Origin of the sequence: Janthinobacterium lividum (assembly GCF_034424625.1) — a bacterium.
In the GTDB taxonomy this organism is placed as follows: Bacteria; Pseudomonadota; Gammaproteobacteria; order Burkholderiales; family Burkholderiaceae_D; genus Janthinobacterium; species Janthinobacterium lividum.
On the sequence record NZ_CP139976.1, the window covers coordinates 744,872 to 767,093 of the forward strand.

General features: G+C 62.2%; 18 protein-coding genes and 1 pseudogene. 16 read left to right on the forward strand and 3 right to left on the reverse strand.

What is annotated here, in order from left to right; genetic code table 11:
• The first annotated feature begins 145 nt into the window (after positions 1 to 145).
• Entirely contained in the window at positions 146 to 1,027 is an 882-nt protein-coding gene (locus U0004_RS03290; RefSeq protein WP_231958520.1) for a hypothetical protein, read from the forward strand.
• A gap of 76 nt (positions 1,028 to 1,103) precedes the next feature.
• Here the strand turns inward: U0004_RS03290 and yihA are convergent, their stop codons facing one another.
• Positions 1,104 to 1,847: a ribosome biogenesis GTP-binding protein YihA/YsxC gene (yihA, locus tag U0004_RS03295; RefSeq protein WP_034778293.1), complete on the reverse strand. Its 744-nt coding sequence runs from the start codon at positions 1,845 to 1,847 to the stop codon at positions 1,104 to 1,106.
• 186 nt (positions 1,848 to 2,033) lie between these two features.
• Here yihA and U0004_RS03300 point away from each other — a divergent pair, with 186 nt between their 5' ends.
• From U0004_RS03300 to U0004_RS03320, 5 genes are all read left to right on the forward strand, one after another.
• The gene (locus U0004_RS03300) at positions 2,034 to 2,705 is read left to right on the forward strand and encodes a c-type cytochrome (protein WP_034778295.1); all 672 of its coding nucleotides are present in this window, start codon (positions 2,034 to 2,036) and stop codon (positions 2,703 to 2,705) included.
• A gap of 185 nt (positions 2,706 to 2,890) precedes the next feature.
• On the forward strand, positions 2,891 to 4,987 hold the full coding sequence (locus U0004_RS03305; protein ID WP_034778297.1) for a cytochrome c biogenesis protein ResB: 2,097 nt from the start codon (positions 2,891 to 2,893) through the stop codon (positions 4,985 to 4,987).
• Between the two features lie 49 nt (positions 4,988 to 5,036).
• A complete protein-coding gene (ccsB, locus tag U0004_RS03310; RefSeq protein WP_034778299.1) occupies positions 5,037 to 6,188 on the forward strand; it encodes a c-type cytochrome biogenesis protein CcsB in 1,152 nt (383 codons plus the stop codon).
• An 84-nt stretch (positions 6,189 to 6,272) separates the two neighbouring features.
• Positions 6,273 to 7,250, forward strand: a complete 978-nt coding sequence (gene msrP / locus U0004_RS03315; protein WP_070259523.1) for a protein-methionine-sulfoxide reductase catalytic subunit MsrP — start codon at positions 6,273 to 6,275, stop codon at positions 7,248 to 7,250.
• Positions 7,251 to 7,259: 9 nt separating this feature from the next.
• Positions 7,260 to 7,913 (forward strand): protein-methionine-sulfoxide reductase heme-binding subunit MsrQ, encoded by a 654-nt coding sequence (locus U0004_RS03320; protein ID WP_070259525.1) that lies wholly within the window; start codon positions 7,260 to 7,262, stop codon positions 7,911 to 7,913.
• On the opposite strand, the gene lptM is transcribed toward U0004_RS03320, so the two are convergent.
• A complete protein-coding gene (gene lptM, locus U0004_RS03325; protein WP_070259526.1) occupies positions 7,910 to 8,092 on the reverse strand; it encodes an LPS translocon maturation chaperone LptM in 183 nt (60 codons plus the stop codon). The two genes, U0004_RS03320 and lptM, sit on opposite strands and share 4 nt — an antisense overlap.
• Positions 8,093 to 8,132: 40 nt before the next feature.
• On the opposite strand from lptM, the gene cyaY reads away from it, so the two are divergent.
• A complete protein-coding gene (cyaY, locus tag U0004_RS03330) occupies positions 8,133 to 8,462 on the forward strand; it encodes an iron donor protein CyaY (protein ID WP_034778305.1) in 330 nt (109 codons plus the stop codon).
• A 175-nt stretch (positions 8,463 to 8,637) separates the two neighbouring features.
• Here cyaY and U0004_RS03335 read toward each other — a convergent pair whose 3' ends face one another.
• Entirely contained in the window at positions 8,638 to 10,983 is a 2,346-nt protein-coding gene (locus U0004_RS03335) for a penicillin-binding protein 1A (protein WP_046681678.1), read from the reverse strand.
• A 301-nt stretch (positions 10,984 to 11,284) separates the two neighbouring features.
• On the opposite strand from U0004_RS03335, the gene pilM reads away from it, so the two are divergent.
• The 9 genes and pseudogenes from pilM to nrfD all read left to right on the forward strand — a co-directional run bounded on the left by pilM (position 11,285) and on the right by nrfD (position 22,218).
• Entirely contained in the window at positions 11,285 to 11,917 is a 633-nt protein-coding gene (pilM, locus tag U0004_RS03340) for a pilus assembly protein PilM (protein WP_167468621.1), read from the forward strand.
• On the forward strand, positions 11,914 to 12,486 hold the full coding sequence (locus tag U0004_RS03345) for a PilN domain-containing protein (RefSeq protein ID WP_070259530.1): 573 nt from the start codon (positions 11,914 to 11,916) through the stop codon (positions 12,484 to 12,486). The genes pilM and U0004_RS03345 overlap by 4 nt, the downstream gene beginning before the upstream one ends.
• A gap of 2 nt (positions 12,487 to 12,488) precedes the next feature.
• On the forward strand, positions 12,489 to 13,526 hold the full coding sequence (locus tag U0004_RS03350) for a pilus assembly protein PilP (RefSeq protein ID WP_070259532.1): 1,038 nt from the start codon (positions 12,489 to 12,491) through the stop codon (positions 13,524 to 13,526).
• A gap of 92 nt (positions 13,527 to 13,618) precedes the next feature.
• Positions 13,619 to 14,944, forward strand: a pseudogene (locus U0004_RS03355) (type IV pilus secretin PilQ); the annotation flags it as partial.
• A gap of 55 nt (positions 14,945 to 14,999) precedes the next feature.
• The gene (locus U0004_RS03360; protein WP_231958522.1) at positions 15,000 to 17,237 is read left to right on the forward strand and encodes an Ig-like domain-containing protein; all 2,238 of its coding nucleotides are present in this window, start codon (positions 15,000 to 15,002) and stop codon (positions 17,235 to 17,237) included.
• A 39-nt stretch (positions 17,238 to 17,276) separates the two neighbouring features.
• The gene (gene aroKB / locus U0004_RS03365; protein ID WP_034778314.1) at positions 17,277 to 18,896 is read left to right on the forward strand and encodes a bifunctional shikimate kinase/3-dehydroquinate synthase AroKB; all 1,620 of its coding nucleotides are present in this window, start codon (positions 17,277 to 17,279) and stop codon (positions 18,894 to 18,896) included.
• A gap of 1 nt (position 18,897) precedes the next feature.
• On the forward strand, positions 18,898 to 20,034 hold the full coding sequence (locus U0004_RS03370; protein ID WP_070259538.1) for a deoxyguanosinetriphosphate triphosphohydrolase: 1,137 nt from the start codon (positions 18,898 to 18,900) through the stop codon (positions 20,032 to 20,034).
• 357 nt (positions 20,035 to 20,391) lie between these two features.
• Positions 20,392 to 21,102, forward strand: a complete 711-nt coding sequence (gene dsrO / locus U0004_RS03375) for a sulfate reduction electron transfer complex DsrMKJOP subunit DsrO (protein ID WP_070259540.1) — start codon at positions 20,392 to 20,394, stop codon at positions 21,100 to 21,102.
• Positions 21,103 to 21,105: 3 nt separating this feature from the next.
• Entirely contained in the window at positions 21,106 to 22,218 is a 1,113-nt protein-coding gene (gene nrfD / locus U0004_RS03380; RefSeq protein WP_070259542.1) for an NrfD/PsrC family molybdoenzyme membrane anchor subunit, read from the forward strand.
• Positions 22,219 to 22,222 lie beyond the last annotated feature (4 nt).

Genomic DNA, 22,222 nt, shown 5'->3' on the forward strand with positions numbered 1-22,222 from the left:
ATGTCGCTATCCTGTACGCTTCGGGTTGGATATGCCGAGGAAGTGTTCCCAAAAGCAAGGGACTCTGGCACTATGGCTGCCCTGTAAGATTACTTTTGTCGCTACACAGAAAGCACGATTCATTTTGCATGACACGACCCATTTGATGGCTGCCGATTCCGATGTTTGCCCCACCTGCGGGCAAGTGATCCAGCCACCACCGGCCTACGGGTCCACGACCAGCACCATGCGCAAGGTGGCGCTCGGCGTGTCCGTCTTGCTGCACGTGCTGCTGGCGGCGTATGCATTGTTTCGCAGCGATACGATCGAAAAGATCCCGCCGCCGAAGAAGGAAAGCGCGATGGTCTACATTGCGCCACTGAAAGACAAACCGCAGCCGCAGCCGAAACCCACGCCGAAACCGAAGGACACGAAAGTGGCCAAGGTCAAACCGCCACCGGCGCCGAGCAAGCGCGTGGTCACAAAAGACGTGCCGCGCGACAAGCCAAAACTGGAAACATTCACGCCGCCGCTGGTGTCGAAAGTGCCGTTGCCGCCGCCGCCGGCTGAAGACATGAGTTCGATGATCGAGCAGCGCCGCAAGCAGCGCGAGGCGCAAAACCCCGCGCCGCCGGCCGAGGAAAGCGAAAACGACCGCGCCATGCGCGTGGCCAAGGCGAATATCGCCGGCGCCCAGGGACGCAATTCCGGCAGTGACCGTGAGGATTCGGGCGGCGTGTTTTCCATCGTCAACCAGACTTCGTTCAGTGCCGAAGTCAAGTTCAAGGGCTGGAACGGCAACTTCAAGCGCAACTGGCTGAAGCAGGAAAAAGTCGAGTTGGGCAATGAGCCCGATATCGAAACGGCTATCGTGAAGAAGATGATTCAGCTGATCCGTGCCGAAAAGCCCGGTGATTTCGTGTGGGAATCGCGACGCCTGGGGCGCAACGTCAACCTCAGCGCCCGCGTGGAAGACACGGCCGAGCTGATGGCCTTCCTGCGGCAGGAGTTCTTTTCCGAGAAACGGCCAGGGCCGGGACGGCGCTAGGCGCTCGTAAAACTGGCAATAAAAAAGGCTGCACCGTGTGAACGGGCAGCCTTTTTTTACGCAGCGTTGATCTCGATCAAGCCGGTTTGTCGGTTCCCGCTTCCGGTTCGACGTCGTCTTCCATGTCGATCAGTTCGACCATCTGGGCCGCGCCATCTTCGCTGATGCCGGCCAGTTCCATGATCTTGTCGTTGGCTTCGTCGATGCCGACGCGCTTCAGGGCCGAGAACAGTTGCACGGTGAACGGGAAACCGACGCCGTCTTCATCCACGTAGCTGTCGAGCTTGGCTTTCGCCTGGCGCAAGGCATTCACGGATTCATTGCGGTTCAGCTTATCGACTTTCGTCAGGATGCAGTGGATCGGTTTGCCCGTCGGGGCGAACCATTCCAGCATCTGGATGTCCAGGTCGGTGAACGGACGGCGCGAATCCATGATCAGGATCAAGCCCGCCAATTGCTCGCGGCGCTGCACATAGTCGCCCAGCAGGCGCTGCCAGTGCAATTTGGCCGAGCCCGAGACTTCCGCGTAGCCGTAGCCCGGCAAGTCGACCAGCAGGCATTCGATCTCTTCGACGATGGTGGCATCCTTGCGGTGCTGCGCCACGTGGGCGCCGCCGATGGAGAAGTAGTTGATGTGCTGGGTACGGCCAGGTGTCTTGGAGGCGAACGCCAAGCCTTTCTGATTACACAAGATGTTGATGGCGGTCGATTTACCGGCATTGGAGCGGCCGGCAAAGGCGATTTCCGGCACCGTGGTATCGGGCAGGTCACGCAATTGGTTGACGGTCGTAAAGAAGCGGGCTTGCCAGAGTTTTGACATGGGAGTAGTAAAGCAACAAAAGGGAGCGATAAGGGAGCGATAACGCCAAGAAGCTATTGTACAATAAGGGGTTGTTTATTGTTGCCGGCGTAGCAGCGATGCGGCTTGCGGCCCTGAAAATAAAGCAAAAATCCACAGGGCGCGGCAATGTCCACCACTAATTTCTCACTGTCTCAGGGTGCCTGAATGAATCGTGCGTTTTCACCGTTTATCAAATCCATGCTGCTCGCTTTGCTGGCTGTATCGGCAACTGCCTCTGCGGTCGAAGCAGCGAAACCGGCCGTCAAGGTCGACGCGGCCAAGGGCGCTACCCTGTACGCCGATGGCGATGCGGCACGCGGCCTGCCTGCCTGTGTCTCCTGCCATGGCGCGGCCGGCAATTCGACCATCACGGTCAATCCGAAGCTAGCCGGCCAGCACGAAAGCTATATCTACAAGCAACTGGTCGACTTCACCACGCCGGAGCGCAACCAGCCCGTCATGACGACGTACGCGAAAATGCTCAGCGACGCCGACAAGAAGAATATCGCCGCCTACCTGGGCGCGCAGCTGTCCAAGCCGGGCGCCGCGAAAAACAAGGACACGATCGACCTGGGCAAGAAAATCTACCGTGGTGGCATTGCTTCCAAGCAAGTTGCTGCCTGCGCCAGCTGTCATGGCGCGACGGGCAATGGCATTCCCGTCCAGTATCCGCGCATCGCCGGCCAGCACCAGGACTACACGGTGGCCCAGCTGGCCATGTTCCGCAGCACCAAGGCTGATGCCCGCAAGAACAGCGCGCAAATGCACACCATCGCCGCCCGCATGTCGGATGACGAGATCGCCGCCGTTGCCGATTACATCGCCGGCCTGAAGTAAGTTTTCATAGTGGCAAGAGATTGCCAGGCGCACCAGCGCGCATGAACCAGGGCGGCCGTCTCGACAGGCTGCCCTTTTTTATGGCAGGGGCCAAACAGGAGTATGCTGCCGCCTTGCGCGGAGAAACACTCTGCTCCATGCCTAAATTTTCTTGAAGATTGCATATCCCGTATGAGTATCAACGTATGAGCACAGGCACGACCGGAATCGAGTTAAAGACCCAACGCCGCAGCCTGGCTGAATTCGTCGAGCTGGTCTCGTCGATGCGCTTTGCCATCAGCCTGCTGACCCTGATCGCCGTCGCGTCCATCATCGGCACCGTGCTCAAGCAAAATGAGCCCATGCCCAATTATGTGAACCAGTTCGGCCCGTTCTGGTTCGCCGTCTTCGACAAGCTGAGCCTGTACTCCGTGTATTCGGCCTGGTGGTTCCTGGTCATCATGGGTTTCCTCGTCGCCTCGACTTCGCTGTGCATCGTGCGCAATGCACCGAAGATGCTCAAGGATATGCGCAGCTGGCGCGACAATGTGCGCGAACAATCCCTGCGCAATTTCCATCACAAGGCGGAATGGCAGGCGCCGCTGCCGCGCACCGTGCTGGCGCAGCAGATGGTGATGCGCCTGAAAGACGCCGGCTACGCGGCCAAGGTAGTCGAGAAGGACAACGCCACCCTGGTCGCTGCCAAGCGGGGCGCGGCCAATAAATGGGGCTATATCTTTGCCCACGGCGCCATCGTCATCATTTGCGTGGGCGGCTTGCTCGATTCGGAAATGCCCATCCGCGTACAGCAATGGTTCTTCGGCAAGACGCCGTTTTCCGGCAGCGGCGTGATCGCCGACATTCCCGCCCAGCACCGCCTGAGCCTGTCGAACCCCACTTTCCGCGGCAACACCATGATCCCGGAAGGCGCGTCGAGCAACACGGCCATCATTCCCCAGGCCGATGGCGTGCTGATCCAGGACCTGCCCATCACCATCCTGCTGAAAAAATTCCACATCGATTTCTACAGCACGGGCATGCCCAAGCTGTTCGCCAGCGATGTCGTGGTGACGGATCATGAAACAGGGAAAAGTTTCCCTGCAACCATCAAAGTCAATCAGCCGCTGCTGTACAAGGGCCTGGCCCTGTACCAGTCCAGCTTTGAAGATGGCGGCAGCAAGCTCAAATTGACGGGCTTTCCCATGACGGGCAAGACGACGAAACGCTTCGATATCGGCGGCGAAGTGGGCGGCAGCACGCCGCTCGAGCGCAGCGACGGCAATTCCTACACGGTGGAATGGTCGGGTTTCCGCCCGTTCAACGTGGAAAACCTCAGCGCCGGCCAGGATGTGCGCGCCGTCAGCAAGGCGGAAAGCTTCAACGATAAGTTTGCCGTCGGCCTCGATAAACGCCTCGGCTCGGCCGCGAAGAACGCGAATAACAAGGATCTCAAGAACGTCGGTCCTTCGGTGCAATACAAATTGCGCGACAAGACGGGCCAGGCGCGCGAGTACCAGAACTACATGCAGCCTGTCACCGTGGATGGCACGACGGTGTTCCTGGCCGGCATGCGCGTCAACCCCAGCGATCCGTTCAGCTATCTGCGCATTCCCGCCGATGACAATTACAGCGTGAACGAATGGATGCGCTTGCGTGCCGCGCTGCAAGATCCCGCGCTGCGCCAGCAGGCCGCCACGCGCTATGCGGCGCGCGCCATGCCGCAACCGGGCGCGGAAGCCTTGCGCGGCCAGTTGCAGGAATCGGCGGCGAAAAGCCTGGGCATCTTTGCCGGCAATGGGCAAGAGGGCGGCTTCCTCGCCATTTCGCGTTTCCTGGAGAAAATTCCTGCCGCCGAGCAAGAAAAAGCGGCCGATATCTTCATGAAGATACTGAATGGCAGCCTGTGGGACTTGTGGCAGGCGGCGCGCGCCCAGGATGGCTTGAAAGCCATCGAGGCCGATGACAAGCATGGCCGCTTCCTGCAACTGGCCACGAATGCGCTGTCCGACAGCTTCTTCTATGGCGCGCCCGTGTATCTGCAACTCGACGACTTCACGGAAATCAAGGCGTCCGTGCTGCAGGTGACGCGTTCGCCGGGCAAGAGCGTGGTCTACCTCGGCTGCCTGTTCCTCGTGATCGGCGTGTTTTCCATGTTTTATATCCGCGAGCGCCGCCTGTGGGTGTGGATCAAGGATGGCGAGGGCGGCAGCGATGCCTTGATGGCCATGAGCACGCAACGCAAGACGCTGGATTTTGAAAAAGAATTTGAGAACTTGAAGGCAAAGCTGCCGCAATCGGCGTAAGCTGCGCTGTGTCTGGGACGCTTGCGCGTCGCCTGCAATGGAGAAAATGATGGAATTGGCAAACAAGCAAATATATACGCAGGAACCAGGATTTTTCAAGCGCCTGAGCCTGATCGATTGGCTGTATGGCGCCGGCTTGCTGGCCGCCTCCCTGTTCGGCCTGGTGCGCTTTGGCGCCTTCATGGATATCTATGAAAAAGCCATCTTGCTGGCCGCGGCGCCCACGTTCGCGTGGCTGGGCTGGTACTGGAAGCCCGTGCGCTGGCTGATCCCCGTGGCAGCCGTGCTGTCGCTGTTCGCCATCGAGCTGTACGCTGGCCACCTGGAGATGGCGAACCAGAAATTCTTCCTGAAATATATCTTGTCGAGCCAATCCGCCATCTTGTGGATGGGTACCCTGTTCGTGCTGTCGACCCTGTTCTACTGGATCGGCCTGGTGGCGCGCTCGGAATTCGGCTCGTCCGTCGGCTCCCTGCTGTGCTGGGCCGGCGTCGTGCTGGGCCTGACGGGCATGCTGGTGCGCTGGTACGAGTCTTACCTGATCGGTGCCGACGTGGGCCACATTCCCGTGTCGAACCTGTATGAAGTGTTCATCCTGTTTTCCTTGATCACGGCCATGTTTTACCTGTACTACGAGCAGCATTACGCGACGCGCCAGCTGGGCGCCTTCGTCATGCTGGTCATTTCCGCGGCCGTCGTGTTCCTGATGTGGTACACGGTCACGCGCGACGCGGCCGAGATCCAGCCGCTGGTGCCGGCCCTGCAAAGCTGGTGGATGAAGATCCACGTGCCGGCCAACTTCATCGGCTACGGCACCTTCGCCCTGTCGGCCATGGTGGCGGCGGCCTACCTGCTCAAATCGAGCGGCTACCTGGTCGACCGCCTGCCGTCGCTGGAAGTGCTCGACGACGTCATGTACAAGGCTATTTCCGTCGGCTTCGCTTTCTTCACGGTAGCGACCATCCTGGGCGCCTTGTGGGCGGCCGAAGCATGGGGCGGCTACTGGTCGTGGGACCCGAAAGAAACGTGGGCGCTGATCGTCTGGCTCAACTATGCAGCCTGGCTGCACATGCGCCTGATGACGGGCTTGCGCGGCCGCGTCGCCTCGTGGTGGGCGCTGGTGGGCTTGCTGGTGACGACCTTCGCGTTTTTGGGCGTGAATATGTTCCTTTCTGGATTACATTCTTACGGCAAGCTTTAATTGTTTTTTGCATGACAGAAGCGTCATGAACGGCCCGGGAAAACTGGTGTAAGGTACAAACAATCACCTTTTCCCGGAGCCGCCATGTTGATCAAGCGCAGTCCCAACGGCATTGAGTTGCCGTATTCTTCCGAAATCACGCCGCGTGCCGTGTTTGAATCGCGCCGCAGCTTCATCAAGCAAATCGCCCTGGGCTCCGTGTCCAGCGCGGCCTTGCTGGAAATGGCCAGCCGCGAAGCGTTCGCGCAAGGCAGCAATCCCAAGCTGGCCGCCAAGCTCAATCCTGCCTATTCGGCGCTGGAAAAGCAGACGGCCTATAAAGACGCCACCAGCTACAACAATTTCTACGAATTCGGCACGGACAAGAGCGATCCGGCGCAAAACGCGGGCACCCTGCGCACGCGTCCGTGGACCGTCAGCATCGAGGGCGAAGTCAAGAAGCCCATGACCCTGGACCTCGACGCGCTGCTGAAGCTGGCGCCGCTGGAAGAGCGCGTGTACCGCTTGCGCTGCGTGGAAGGCTGGTCGATGGTCATCCCGTGGGTCGGTTATTCCTTCTCGGAAATCATCAAGAAGGTCGAGCCGACGGGCAATGCGAAGTACGTGGAATTCATCACCCTGGCCGACAAGAAGCAGATGCCGGGCGTGGGCAGCCGCGTGCTGCAGTGGCCCTACACGGAAGGCTTGCGCATCGATGAAGCGAATCATCCGCTGGCGCTGCTCACCCTGGGCATGTATGGCGAAACCTTGCCGAATCAGAATGGCGCGCCCGTGCGCATGGTGTTGCCGTGGAAATATGGTTTCAAATCCGCCAAATCCATCGTCAAGATCCGTTTCGTCAAGGAGCAGCCGCGCACCTCCTGGAACCTGTCGGCGCCGTCCGAATACGGTTTTTACTCGAACGTGAATCCGAACGTCGATCATCCGCGCTGGTCGCAAGCTTCCGAGCGGCGCATCGGCGAAGACGGTTTTCTCACCCGCAAGCGCAAGACCCTGATGTTCAATGGCTACAACGATGTCGCTTCCTTGTATGCGGGCATGGACCTGAAGAAGTTCTTTTAAGGAAATACCATGGCCCTCAACCCCACGAGCAAGCAGTTGTCGCTGCTGAAAAGCCTGATCTTCTTGCTGGCGCTGCTGCCGTTCGCGCGCATGGTCTGGCTGACGTACACGGGGCAACTGGTGGAGCCGCTGGAATTCATCACGCGCGGCACGGGCGACTGGACCCTGTATTTCCTGTGTATCAGCCTGGCTGTCACGCCCTTGCGGCGCCTCACGCAATGGAATTGGCTGATCAAGCTGCGGCGCATGCTGGGCCTGTTCGCCTTTTTCTACGCGGCGCTGCACTTCACCACTTTTTTATGGTTTGATCACTTTTTCGATGTGCAGGAAATGTGGAAGGATGTGCTCAAGCGTCCGTTCATCACGGTGGGTTTCATCGCTTTCGTGCTGCTGATTCCGCTGGCCGTGACGAGCACGAACGGCATGGTGAAACGCCTGGGGGGCAAGCGCTGGCAGTGGCTGCACCGCTTGATCTATGTCATCGCGCCGCTGGGTATCTTGCACTTCTGGTGGATGAAGGCGGGCAAGAATAATTTCGCGCAACCGATCCTGTTCGGCAGCATCGTCGCGCTACTGCTGTTAATACGCGTGGTTTTCGCCTGGAGTAAGCGAGAGAAGAGCGCCAGGGCGGCCAAGGCTGCCACCCCGGTACGCTCGGCTTAGCTTGCTGGCACGATCACCGGTGGTGGCGGCACGGGCGCCGGTTCGACCGGGCCTTTGGCTGGCGCGCCCTTGGCCGCCGGCGGCTTGGGCAGGTACAGGGGGCCGGGCTGGCCGCAGCCGGCCAGGACGCTAGAAACCACAATGGCGGTGCCGATATAAAACGCTGAGGATGACTTCACGATTAGAATCACGGTTTGATTAAGATCTTTGGAGTGTAGCATGAGCGAATCGGAATTCCTGGCCCTGGCCGAAGCCACCCTGACCCAGATCGAGGCGGCGCTGGACCGGCTGAACGATGAAGACGTGCTCGACGTCGAATGCAGCCGCAGCGGCAATGTGCTGGAAATCGAGTTCATCGATAACGGCACGAAAATCATCGTCAACAGCCAGGCCCCCATGCGCGAAATGTGGGTGGCCGCCCGTTCCGGCGGTTTCCACTACAAGCGCGTGGGCGACGAGTGGATCAACACGCGCGACAGTTCGGAACTGTTTGCGGCTTTGTCTGCCATGGCCAGCGAGCAGGCGGGTGCGGCAGTTGTATTGAAGTAAGTGTTTGAAGTGATGCATGAAAAATGGGCAGCCTTTGCGGGCTGCCCATTTTTTGTGGTCCAGTGTCGGGTAGGTCGGGTTAGGCCGCAGGCCGTAACCCGACGCCACCACCGGCGCCAACGATGTTGTCGGATGACGCGCTTGCGCGCTAATCCGACCTACCCGGCCTACGTGTTTAAAATAGCTCGTTCTTCACAGCCTCTTTCGCCTTCTCTTCCTCCGGCGTGCCGCGCGCCGCGCCTTCCAGGCTGCCCACGCCCGTGCCCGGTGGATTTTCCGCATAGTAATACTCGTCGCCCACGTGGATCAGGCCTTCCGGCACGGCGCGTTCCTCGACGGGGATGCTCTTCAGGGCTTTCGCCATGTAGCTGATCCAGATCGGCAAGGCCAGGCCGCCGCCCGTTTCCCGGTTGCCCAGGTTGCGCGGCTGGTCGTAGCCGATCCAGGCGATGCCCACCAGCTTGGCCTGGTAGCCGGCGAACCACGCGTCGATCGAATCGTTGGTCGTGCCCGTCTTGCCGGCCAGGTCGGGACGCTTCAAGGCCATGGCTTTATTGGCCGTGCCGAAGCGCACGACGTCGTTGAGCATGCTGTTCATCATGAAGGCGTTGCGCTCGTCGATGACCCGGTTGGCTTCCTCGCCCGCCAGGTCCGGCTTGGCTTGCGACAACACATTGCCGTCGCTATCGGTCACCTTGGCGATCAGGTACGGGTTGATCTTGTAGCCGCCATTGGCGAACACGGCATACGCGCCGGCCATCTGCAGCGGCGTCACGTTGCCGGCGCCCAAGGCCAGGGTCAGGTACGGGGGGTTCTTGTCCGCGTCAAAGCCGAAGCGCGTCGCGTATTCCTGGCCATACTTGGCGCCGATCTTGTGCAGGATGCGGATGGAAATCATGTTCTTCGATTTCATCAAGCCTTTGCGCATGGTCATCGGACCATCGTATTTGCTGTCGTAGTTCTTCGGTTCCCACGCCTGGCCGCCCGTCTGGCCCGCGTCGAACGAGATCGGCGCATCGTTGATGATGGTGGCCGGCGACAGGCCCCGTTCCAGCGAAGCGGAATAGATGAAGGGTTTGAAGGCGGAACCTGGCTGGCGCCACGCTTGCGTGACGTGGTTGAACTTGTTGCGGTTGTAATCGAAGCCGCCCACCATGGCGCGAATGGCGCCATCCGTGGTGCTGGCCGAGACGAACGCCGATTGTACTTCCGGCATTTGCGTCAAGACCCAGGCATTGCCTTCTTGCATGACGCGGATCACGGCGCCGCGCTTGATGCGGCGGTTCGGCGCCGCTTTTTCCGACAGCCAGGCCGCGCCGAAGGTCAGGCCGGGGCCCGTGATCGTGATTTCCTCGCCGGCCGACGTGACTGCCTGCAGCGATTTGGGCGACGCTTGCAGCACCATGGCGGCGATGATGTCGTCGCTGTCCGGGTGGTCGGCCAGTTCCGTCTCGATCGCGTCGTCCGCTTCGGCCTTGGTTTTCGGAATCTCGATATACGCTTCCGGGCCGCGGTAGCCGTGGCGCTTTTCGTAATCCATCACGCCCTTGCGCAAGGCGATGTAGGCGGCGTCCTGGTCTGCCTTGGTGATGGTGGTGTAGACATTCAAACCGCGCGTGTAGGTGTCTTCCTTGAATTGCTCGTAGACCAGCTGGCGCGCCATTTCCGACACGTATTCCGCGTGCACGCCAAAGGCGCTGCTGTCGGTTTTCACTTTCAGCTCTTCATTCTTGGCTTCCGTGTATTGCTCTGGCGTGATGTAGCCCAGCTGCGCCATGCGCTGCAGGATGTACTGCTGGCGCATGCGCGCGCGTTTCGGATTGACGACGGGATTGTAGGCCGACGGCGCCTTCGGCAAGCCGGCCAGCATGGCCGCTTCGGCCACGGTCAGGTCCTGGATGTTCTTGCCGAAATAGATTTGCGCGGCCGAGGCGAAACCGTAGGCGCGCTGTCCCAGATAAATCTGGTTCATATACACTTCGAGGATCTGGTCCTTGCTGAGATTTTTCTCGATCTTCCAGGCCAGCAAGACTTCATACGCCTTGCGCTTCAGGGTCTGTTCGCTGGACAGGAAGAAATTGCGCGCCACCTGCTGCGTGATGGTCGAGGCGCCTTGCTTGGCGCCGCCCGTCAGGTTGTGCAGGGCCGCGCGGGTGATGCCCAGGTAATCGACGCCGCCATGTTCATAGAAGCGGTCATCTTCGATGGCCAGCACGGCTTTCTTCATGACATCGGGAATATCCTTGATGTGCACCATGTTGCGGCGTTCCTCGCCGAATTCGCCGATCAGCACGCTGTCGGACGTGAACACGCGCAGCGGCATCTTTGGCTTGTAATCGGTCAAGGTATCGAGCGCCGGCAGGTTCGGATAGGCCATGGCCAGGCCAAAGACCACCAGCAAGACGCCGACGATGCCCAGGCCCAGCAGCGATGCCAGGGCCATCAGCAGGAAACGTTTGGGTTTGCTGCCCTTGGTGGGCGGCTTTGAGCCAGCGGGGCCAGCGGATTTTGAAGATGTCATGCGTCGTATGTCTTTCGGTTAATTATGCCGGCCAATTATAAGCGAGCTTGCCGGGGTGGCAGCGCGCTGTGGCGCTTGCCGGGGGGAGTGTCGAAACTTGCCGATACTCTATATAAGCGTGTATTGGCCCGCTGGCAACCAGGATTTGGTAACAATTATTCTGCGCCAGATCACGGCCCGGCCAGATAGGCGCCGCGCGCAGCACACTCCGGCGTGAAATCCATTTACAAGCCAGCGCTGCCGGGACTAGGCTTTCGGATGGCAGGAACCCTTCCCACGCTGACGTTTCTCTATGAAAAACATGTCCATCAGCAATTTTCTTGGCACCAGCTTGCTGGGCGTCGACATCGCGGACGATGCCGTGCGCGTCGTCGAGTTGAGGCGCCGGCGGGGAAAGCTGTCGTGCCGGCATTGCGGCGCCGCCACGCTGGCGCGCGGCGTGATACTGGAAGGTAATGTCGAGGACATGCTGGGCCTGGCCGATGCCCTGCGCCAGGCACACCGCGACAGTGGCAGCGCCTGCACGCGGGTGGCGCTGGCCATGCCGGCCACGGCCCTGATCACGCATGCGATCCGCTTGCCCGCCGGATTGGCGGAAGAACAGCTGGAAATTCTCGTGGAACTGGAAGCGGCGCAATACATGCCGTTTGCGCTGGAAGACGCCAGCCTGGATTTTTTCATTCTCGGCCCCGCGCCGCCGCTGCCCGGCACGGCAGGCAAGGAGGTCGACGTGCTGCTGGTGGCGGCGCGGCGCGCCAGCGTGCAGCGCCGTCTCGATGCGGCCAGGGCCGCGGGCCTGCTGGCCGTCGTCATGGATAGCGAGGCGCTGGCCTTGCAGGCGGCGCTCGCGCAGGGTGGCTGGCAAGCCTTGCCCGACGGTGGCGTGGCATACCAGCTGGCCTGGGGCCTGGCCTTGCACCGGTACGCCCGATGACGGTCCGGGTGCAAGTGCAGCGCATCAACCTGTTGCCGTATCGTCCTGCGGCACGGCGCAGGCGCATTCAGCTGCTGCTGGGGCAACTGGCGGGCGGGGCGCTGCTGGGATTGCTATTGGCCCTGGCGACAGGCGCTTGGCAGCGGCACGAGCTCGACGCGCAGCTGCGCCGCCAGGAGGGCTGGCGCAGTGCCATGCAGCAAGTCGATGCCGTCCTTGCCACCAGCAAGCGGGTGCAGGGCGAGACGGCGGCGCTGCTGCTGCGCCAGCAGGCCATTGCCAGTTTGCAAGAGCAACGCAATGCCTGGGTACGCATGCTGGATGTGCTGACCCGGGCGATGCCGGCCGGCGTGGCCTTGCACAGTGTGCGCCAGGAAGCGGCGATGGTGCGTCTGCAGGGGCAGGCTGCGTCGCAGGACAAGGTCGCTGCCCTGCTGCTGGCGCTGGAACAGGCGGCGCCCTGGTCCCGGCCGGAATTGGTGGAAGTGCGACTGGAAGTGCGCGGCGCGGCCGATGGCGCCGTGGAATGGACGGTACGGCTGGCTTTGGCACCTAGTCCTGGAGGTTGATCATGCTGAGCTTGAAGACTGCATCGCTGTGGCCGCTACCTGCGCGCCTCGCTTGTGCTGCCCTGGCCGGTACGCTGGTGGCGGCCGTACTGCACCTTGCATGGCTGGATGGCCTGAGTGTTGCCGTGCAGGCGGCGCAAGGCGAGCAGGCCCGCTTGCGCGCCGCCTATCTGTCGGCGCAGGCCAGGGCGAAGCAGTTGCCGCAATGGCGCGCACAGCAGCGCCAGGCCGGCGCCGAACTGGCCCTGCTGGAACAGCAACTGCCCGACCAGCAGGCGATGGCGCTGCTGTTGACGCAGATTAATGCCGCAGGCCAGTCGCGCGGACTGCAATTTTCCCTGTTCAAGCCCGGTGCGGCCCAGCCGCAAGCGCCCTATGTCGCCTTGCCGATCGCCATACAGTTGCGCGGCGGCTACCACGCCATGGGCGCGCTGCTGGCGGACCTGGCGCGCCTGCCGCGCATCGTCACGGTGCATGGGCTGGCCTTGACCCTCGGCAAGGATCGCTTGCTGACCCTCGATGCCGTGCTGCACGCGTATCGCTTGCCCGCAGCGGGGGAGCGGTTGGTACAAGCGGCTTTGGCCCCCAAGGCCGGCGCGCCGGCAGCGGCGCCGGCATGGCGTCCGCTTGCCGCTGTCGCGCCGCATCCCTACGAGGCCGCCGCCTTGCCCGATCCTTTTAATGCATTGCCGCCGGCCAGCGCGACGGGGCCGCTGGGTACTGTGGCGGAGCCCGACCCACGCCGCGTGCGCGAAGCGCTGGAAAGCGTGCCCTTGCCAGCCATCAGCATGGTCGGCAGCGTGCAGCAGGACGGGCGCCTGAGCGCGCTGCTGCTGGCGGGCCAGCGCGTGTACCGGGTAGCGGTGGGCCAGTACCTGGGGCAAGACCACGGCGTGGTGACGGGGATCAGTGAACAGGCTGTGCAGTACCGTGAATTGCTGCGCGAGGCGGATGGTCCCTGGCGCGAGCGGCGCGGCAGCCTGGCCTTGCAGTTGGCGGGAGCGGGGCCGAAGGCCAGCGTGCCCGAGGCGGCGCCATGAGGCCGCGCCCCATGCTCCTGGCCGCCCTGCTGTGTCTGCATGCCTGCGGGCTTGCCCAGGAGGCCGTGGTGCACGTGTCGGCCCCGCGCCTGTATGCGGGCGAGAAGATTTCCGTCGACTTCCAGAACGTGGGCGTGCGCGCGGCCCTGCATATCCTGGCCGATGCGTCGGGCCAAAACATCATCGCCAGCGACAGCGTGGCGGGCAATGTGACCCTGCGCCTGCGCGACTTGCCGTGGGACCAGGCGCTCGACGTGCTGCTGCAGGCCAAGGGCCTGGACATGCGGCGCAATGGCAGCGTGCTGTGGATCGCGCCGCGCGAGGAAATGCTGGCGCGCGAAAAACTGGAACTGGAACAGCGCGCGCAGATCGCGGAACTGGAGCCGTTACAGTCGGCCATCTTCCAGCTCAATTACCAGAAGGCCGAAGCGTTCCGCACCGTGTTCGGGCTGGACGCGGGGGAAGGGCGCAGCCGGCTGCTGTCGCGCCGTGGCAGCGTGCTGATCGAGCCGCGCACGAATCAGCTGTTCGTCACCGACGTACCGGCGCGCCTGGAGCAGATCCGTCAACTGATCGCCAAGACAGATATTGCGACACGGCAAGTAATGATCGAGGTGCGCATCGTGGAGGCGAACGACAGTTTCAGCCGCAACCTGGGCGCGCGCCTGGGCTTTACGGACCAGCGCCTGGCGGCGGGCCAGCTGCCCGGTTTTTCCCTGGGGGGCAGCGGGCGCCGCGCGGCCATCGGCGGCAGCTACCAGGGCGTGGGCGAGGCGACGGGGCAAACGGTGGCAGGTAGCGGCGCCTTCGTGCCGAACACGCAATTCGTCAACTTGCCAGCTGCCAGCATCAATGGCTTGCAGCCGGCCAGCTTCGCCCTGAGCCTGTTTTCGGCGGCCGCCAATCGCTTCCTGAACCTGGAACTGTCCGCGCTGGAAGCGGACGGCAGGGGCAAGATCATTTCCAGCCCCCGCGTGGTGACGGCCGACAAGGTGCTGGCGCTGATCGAACAGGGCATCGAACTGCCGTACCAGGTGGCCACCAGCAGCGGCGCCACGTCGATCACGTTCCGCAAGGCGAACCTGCGCCTGGAAGTGACGCCGCAGATCACGCCGGACGGCAACGTGGTGCTGGAAGTGGATGTCAACAAGGATAGCGTGGGCCAGGAAACCCGTTCCGGCTTCGCCATCGACACCAAGCACGTGCGCACGCAGGTGATGGTGGAAGACGGCGGCACGGTGGTGCTGGGCGGCATCTATCAGCAATCCGAACGGGGCACGGACAGCAAGGTGCCACTGCTGGGCGACATCCCCGTGCTCGGTGTTTTTTTCCGCAGCACGGGCCGCAGTCAAGAAAAAACGGAACTGATGGTGTTTATTACGCCGAAAATAGTGGCAGATCGGCCAGCAACACGTTAATGTCACATCTTTACGTTTAAGTAACAATGCACACGAAAGCGGATTGATGGCGACTATGCGGAATGTATCTTGGGGCAACACTTATTGGAGTCGGGTATCGAATTGGCTGGTCTTGCTGGCGCTGGGCACCTTGCTGGCCGCGTGTGGCGGCGGTGGTGGTGATCCGACCTTGGGCGTCAAGGATGGCGCGAATGCCGGCGTCGGCAGTGTGGTATTGGTTGCTGGTGCAACAACTATTGTCGCTTCGGGCGCGGACGGCACGGAAGTCGTGCTGACGGCCGTGGTGAAGAATCCCGGCAACAATGCCATGACAGGCCAGACGGTGACCTTCACCGCCAGTTCCGGCATCATCAGCAATACCAACCGCGTGACGGATGCCAATGGCACGGTGACGGAAAAGCTCAGCGTGAAAGGCGATGCGAGCTTGCGCGACATTACCATCAAGGCCAGCAGCGGCGGCGTTGAATCGGCCCCCGTAGTGGTGAAAGTGGTGCCCGTCACCTCCGGCATTGCCAGCTTGCTGCTGACGTCTTCCGGCGGTACCCTCGCTTCGTCGGGCGGCACAGCCGTCAACATGATCGCTTTTGTCAAGGATGCCAACAATGCCGTTGTGCCCAATGCCAGCGTGACATTCAGCGCCGATTCGGGCGCGCTGGGCGCGACCAAGGTGAATACCAATGCGCAGGGACAGGCGCAGGTCAGCCTGAATACGGGTGGCGACGCCAGCTTGCGCACGATCAAGGTCACGGCCAGCGCAGGCGCGCAGACGGCCAGCACGGATATCGGCGTCAGCGGCACCCGGCTGGTCATCAGTGCCTTTTCGACGGTGAACCTGAAGACGAGCACCGACATGGTGGTCAAGCTGGTCGATTCGAGCGGCAATCCCCTCGTCGGCAAACCGGTGACCTTCAGCGCCCGCAGCAATGCCATCACGGTCAAGGGCGGCGGCGCCAGTCCTGCGCTGACCGACAACAACGGTCAACTGGTGTTGAGCTACAACGCCCAGGCCGGCAGCAGCGATAGCATCAGCGTCAAGGCGCAGGGTGACAGCGTCGTGTTGCCAATTGTAATTAATGCATCGAATTTCACGATCAATGCCGTGTCGGGCGGCAATGTGGCGTTGACCACCTTGAACACGAACACCTGCTATGCGGTGACGGTGCATAGCGATGTGGCTGGCGTGCCACAAACGGGTAATGTGCGTTTCAGTACGTCGCGCGGCGCCATTTACCAGGATGCCGCCTGCGGCACGCCATTGCAGGCACCGCTGGCGCTGGCGGGCGGCAATGCCATCGCCTACGTGCAGGCCAGCGGTGCCGGCCTGACCGCATTGACGGCGAAGTACGAAGACAGCGGTGTTTCGGTGCAGTCGGAAGTGGAGTTTGTCGCGCCATTGACGGCCCAGGCCACGATCAGCCTGCAAGCCGACCCGGCGGTCATCGGCGCCAACACGGCCGGCAGCACGGCGCAGCGCAGCGCCTTGCGCGCCATCGTGCGCGATGGCACGGTGGAAAACAACCTGGTCAAGAATGCACAGGTGAGTTTCTCGATCCAGTCCGATGCCAGCAATGGTTCCCTGAGCTCGCCTTCGCTGGTCGCCACCGACAGTGATGGCGTGGCCACGGTCAGCTACATCGCGGGGCAGGGCACCACCGGTGTCGATGGCGTCGTTGTCAAGGCGCAACTGCAGGGCGTATCGAGCAATGCCGCCACGGTCAAGCTGACGGTGACGAAAAAATCGCTGTTCATCAGCGCTGGCAGCGGCAATGCGCTGGACGCCTCCGACAGCAGCACCTATCGCAAGACGTACAGCGTGTTTGTGACGGACGCCGCCGGCAACCCCGTGCCGGATGTGATCATCACGGCCGCCGCCTGGCCCCGCTATTATTACAAAGGCTATCTGCAATATTCCCAGGCAGCCCAGTCGTGGATAGTCGTGAGGACAGCGAACGCATGTGATAATGAAGACCGGGACCGCAGCGGCACCTTCAATCCGAATAACGACTTCAACCTCAATGGCCGTCTCGACCCGGGCATTCCGCTCAATCTGTCGACCGGCGGCAAGACCGACAGCTCGGGAACGGCGATTGTCACCCTGACTTATCCGCGCGACAGAGCCAACTGGCTGGACGTCGAATTGACGATTCGTGGCAACAGTTCCGGGACGGAGGCAACTTATGTCGGTTACACTTTGCTTCCGGGGCTGGCCACGGACTTTAACCGCGTGGATGTTTCACCTCCAGGCGTCAATAGTCCGTATGGACAAGCCACTGATTGTCGTAATCCAAATTAACTGTCGCAGCACATGCAAAATCTGTTTTTAGTAGGCCTCATGGGCGCAGGCAAAACCACGATCGGGCGCATCCTGGCCCGCAAGCTGGGCTTGCGCTTTGTCGATTCCGACCACGAAATCGAGGCACGCACGGGAGCGACCATTCCGTGGATCTTTGAAATCGAGGGCGAGGCCAGCTTTCGCCGGCGCGAGGCCGAGGTCATCCGCGACCTGAGCGCCCAGGAAGGCATCGTCATGGCCACGGGCGGCGGGGCCATCCTCAACGCCGACAGCCGCGCCTACCTGAAGGAGCGGGGCACGGTCGTCTACCTGCGCGCCAGCGTCAGCAACATCCTCGCGCGCACCAGCCACGACAAGAACCGTCCCCTGTTGCAGACGGCCGACCCGCGCGGCAAGCTGGAAGAATTGACGTCGCAGCGCGAGCCCCATTACATGGAAGTGGCCGACATTGTGATCGACACGGGCCGTCCTAACGTACAATCGATGGTCCAGACCATCCTGATGCAGCTGGCCAGCCTCGAATGCGAGGCCTCGCCCAACTGCGTCATTCATGCAGAGCCTTCGATGAACGAGCAATCCAAAATGTTGTTGAGCGTAGACCTCGACGAACGCAGTTATCCGATCGCCATCGGTCCTGGCCTCCTGGCCGACGCCGACGCGCTGCTGCGCCATATCAGCGGCCACAAGGTGGCCATCGTCACCAACACCACCGTCGCCCCCCTGTACCTGGGCCGCCTGCAGGCGGCGCTGGCCAGCGATGGCCGCGAAGTGATCAGCATCGTCCTGCCGGACGGCGAAGAATATAAAAACTGGGCCAGCCTGATGCAGATCTTCGACGCGCTGCTGGCCAACAAATGCGACCGCAAGACCACTCTCGTGGCGCTGGGCGGCGGCGTGATCGGCGACCTGACCGGCTATGCGGCCGCGAGCTACATGCGCGGCATCGGCTTCGTGCAGGTGCCCACCACCCTGCTGGCGCAGGTCGATTCCTCCGTTGGCGGCAAGACGGGCATCAACCACCCGCTGGGCAAGAACATGATCGGCGCCTTCTACCAGCCGCGCGCCGTGATCGCCGACACTTCGACCCTGGAAACCCTGCCAGCGCGCGAGCTGTCGGCCGGCCTGGCCGAAGTGATCAAGCACGGCGCCATCATCGATGCGGCCTTCTTCGACTGGATCGAGGCGAACATGGCCAAGCTGATGGCGCGCGACAAGGGCGCCCTGGCGTATGCGATCGCCCGCTCGTGCGAAATCAAGGCCGACGTGGTGCGCCAGGATGAGCGCGAAGGCGGCTTGCGCGCCATCCTGAATTTCGGCCACACCTTCGGCCACGCCATCGAGGCGGGCCTGGGCTACGGCCACTGGCTGCACGGCGAAGCCGTCGGCTGCGGCATGGTGATGGCGGCCGACCTGTCCTGCCGCATGGGCTATATCGACCAGGCGGCCGTGGAGCGCGTGCGCAAGCTCGTCGCCGCCGCCGGCCTGCCGATCAAGGCGCCGGACCTCGGTGTCGAGCGCTGGCTGGAACTGATGGAAGTGGACAAGAAGAACGAGGGCGGCGCCATCAAGTTCATCTTGCTCAAACCATTGGGCAGCCCGAACATCACCTCCGCGCCGCACGAACTGGTGCTGGCCACCCTGGCCGCCGGAGTGCAATAACATGCTGCCAGAAGACTTCCTTGCTCCCTACGCAGCTCACTCGGCACAGGGGCAGGGACGTCGCTTTGCCGAGGCGCCGCACGCCTCGCGCAGCCAGTTCCAGCGCGACCGCGACCGCATCATCCACTCCTCGGCCTTCCGCCGCCTCGAATACAAGACCCAAGTTTTCCTCAACCACGAGGGAGACCTGTTCCGCACGCGCCTGACGCACAGCCTGGAAGTGGCGCAGGTCGGCCGCTCCATCGCGCGCAACCTGCGCCTCAATGAAGACCTGGTGGAAGCCATCGCGCTCGCGCATGACCTGGGCCACACGCCATTCGGCCATGTGGGCCAGGACGTGCTCAATGAGTGCATGCAGAAGCATGGCGGCTTCGAGCACAACCTGCAAAGCCTGCGCGTGGTCGACACACTGGAAGAGCACTACGGCGCTTTTGATGGCTTGAACCTGATGTTCGAGACGCGCGAAGGCATATTGAAACACTGCTCGCTGGCGCATGCGCGCGAACTGGGACCCGTGGCGCAGCGCTTCATCGACCGCACGCAACCGACCCTGGAAGCACAGCTGACCAACCTGGCCGATGAAATCGCCTACAACAGCCACGATATCGACGATGGCCTGCGTTCCGGCCTGATCACCATCGACCAGCTGGAAGAGGTGGAATTCTTCGGCCGCCTGTGGCGCGAGGTGCAGCAGGCGTTTCCCGGCCTGTCGGGCCGCCGCGCCATCTATGAAACCCTGCGCCGCCTGATCACGGCGCTGGCCGACGATCTGATCGTCACGTCGAATGCCCTGATTGCGGACGCCGCTCCCCGCGACGTCAGCGAAGTGCGCGCCAGTCCTCCGCTGATCCGTTTTTCGGATGCCATGCGCCGTGATGCGACGGAGCTGAAACGCTTTTTAAGGGCGAACCTGTACCGCCACTACCAGGTCAACCGCATGCGCGTCAAAGCGAGCCGCATCGTGCGCGAACTGTACGACAGCTTCATGGCCGAACCGGCCCTGCTGCCGCCCGATTATCAGGTCAACGGCGATGATGTGACAAAGCAGGCGCGCAAGATCGCCGACTATATCGCCGGCATGACGGACCGCTACGCGATCCGCGAGCACCGCCGGCTGTATTCGCTCGACGAGCTGTAACGGTCACTGCGTGGACTGACATGCCCGCGCGACGCTTCATGTCGGGTTACGCCGTGCCGGCTAACCCGACCTACCAATGCAAGCGGTCATGGGGAATCTGACGTAGGTCGGATTAGCGCAGCGTAATCCGACATGTCTGCGCGATACCACGACACTTCATGCCAACAATGTTGTCGGATTACGCGCCTGCGCGCCTCGGCGGCCCCGCTAATCTGACCTACTCCGCATTTTCGGTCCTGTCAATCGGCATGATCATCTAGGCTCCCGCACTATCACCCCAATACCCCCGTAGCGCCTTCTTTTCTATCATGGCAGCAAGTCAACAAGGGCTTGCCGCCCATAGTCAAGGAGAGTGCCATGATTGAATCGCGCCGCAGTTTCTTGCGCGCCTTGCCAGCCGTAACCATCGGAGCGGCCATCGCGCCGCTACCCAGCAAGGCGGCCACCAAGGGCGAAGGCGGCCAGCGCTGGGCGATGGTGGTCGATGTGCAGAAATGCATCGGCTGCCAGGCTTGCACGGTCTCCTGCATCATGGAAAACGCCGTGCCGGAAAACAGCTTCCGCACCGTCGTCTCGACCTATGAAGTCAAGGAAGAGAACCGTTGCGGCACCTACATGCTGCCGCGTCTGTGCAACCATTGCGCCAATCCCCCCTGCATTCCCGTCTGTCCCGTGGGCGCCACCTTCCAGCGCAAGGACGGCGTCGTCGTCGTCGACGGCGACCGCTGCGTGGGCTGCGCCTACTGCGTGCAGGCTTGCCCGTACGACGCGCGCTTCATAAACCACGAGACGGGCAAGGCCGACAAATGCACGTTCTGCGCGCACCGGGTCGACGAAGGCTTGCTGCCGGCCTGCGTGGAAACCTGCGTGGGCGGCGCGCGCATTTTCGGCGACCTCAATGATCCGGAAAGCCTGGTGCACCAGCTGCTCACCGAGAACAAGGTGAAGGTGCTGAAACCCGAGCAGGGCACCCAGCCCCACGTGTTCTACCTGGGACTGGATGCGCGCTTCGCCGGCCACGTCGAGGGCGAAGCGACTCTTTGGCAACCGAGCAAACACGGGAAATAAACCATGGACAGCCACATCACCGAAATTGTCAACGTCACGCGCGAAGCGGCATGGCTGCCGTGGGCAGTGCAGTATTTTTTCCTCATCGGCCTCAGTTATGGCAGCTTCATGCTGACCTTGCCGTACTTCGTCTTCGGCCGCAAGGCGTACGAACGCCTGGGGCGCATAGCGCTGCTGGCGTCGCTCGTCTGCGGCATGACGGCGCCCGTGGCGCTGCTGGCCGACTTGCACGGGCCGGGCCGCTTCTACCACTTCTATCTTTACTTCCAGCCGCAGTCGTGGATGTCGTGGGGCGCGTTCTTCATTCCCCTGTATCTGGGCTGTTTGATGCTGTACGCGTGGCTGGCGCTGCGCGTGGACTTCGCCGCGCGGGGGCAGGGCCAGGACCGTTTGGCCTTTGCCTATCGCCTGCTGGGGCGCGGTGGCGCCGCATCGCGCAAGGCCATCATTACCGCTGCCGCCTTCACCTTGCTGGCCGCCTTTGTCGTGGGCCTGTACACGGGCATGGAAGTGATGGTGGTGCGTGCCAGGCCCCTGTGGTTCACGCCTTTCCTGCCGGCGCAATTTGCCGCCACGGCCTTTGTCGGGGCGGTGGGTCTGGCGCTGCTGTTCAACCGCTTCCTGCCGGGCCGCGACCAGGTGCTGGAAGTGGCGCTGAACCGCGCCCTGGCCCTGTCGCTGGCGCTGGTGCTGGCGCTGGGCGGCGGCTGGCTGTTCGTCAGTCTGTCCGGCGTGAGCGCCAGCCACAGCATGGCCTTTACCCAGGTGGCGGGCATGCCGCAATGGCAGTTCACTGCCGTCTGGGCCGTGCTGTCGTCCATCGTGCCGATGGCCCTGGCCATCTGGCGCCCGGCCAGCAGTGGCCTGGTCAACGGCCTGATCGCGCTGCATAGCGCCTGGATGATGCGCTGGACGATTTTCATCGGCGGCCAGACGATCCCGAAAACGGGCGCGGGCCTGTACGACTACCACCTGCCGATGGGGAACGATGGCTTGATGGGGATTATCGGCACGGCCGGCCTGTGGATCGCGCTGCTGTTGCTGATGCTGGAATTTTTGCCATGGGCCGGACGCGTTGTCGCTGCACGCCCCCGTCCTGCCATGGCCACGCACTGAGGAG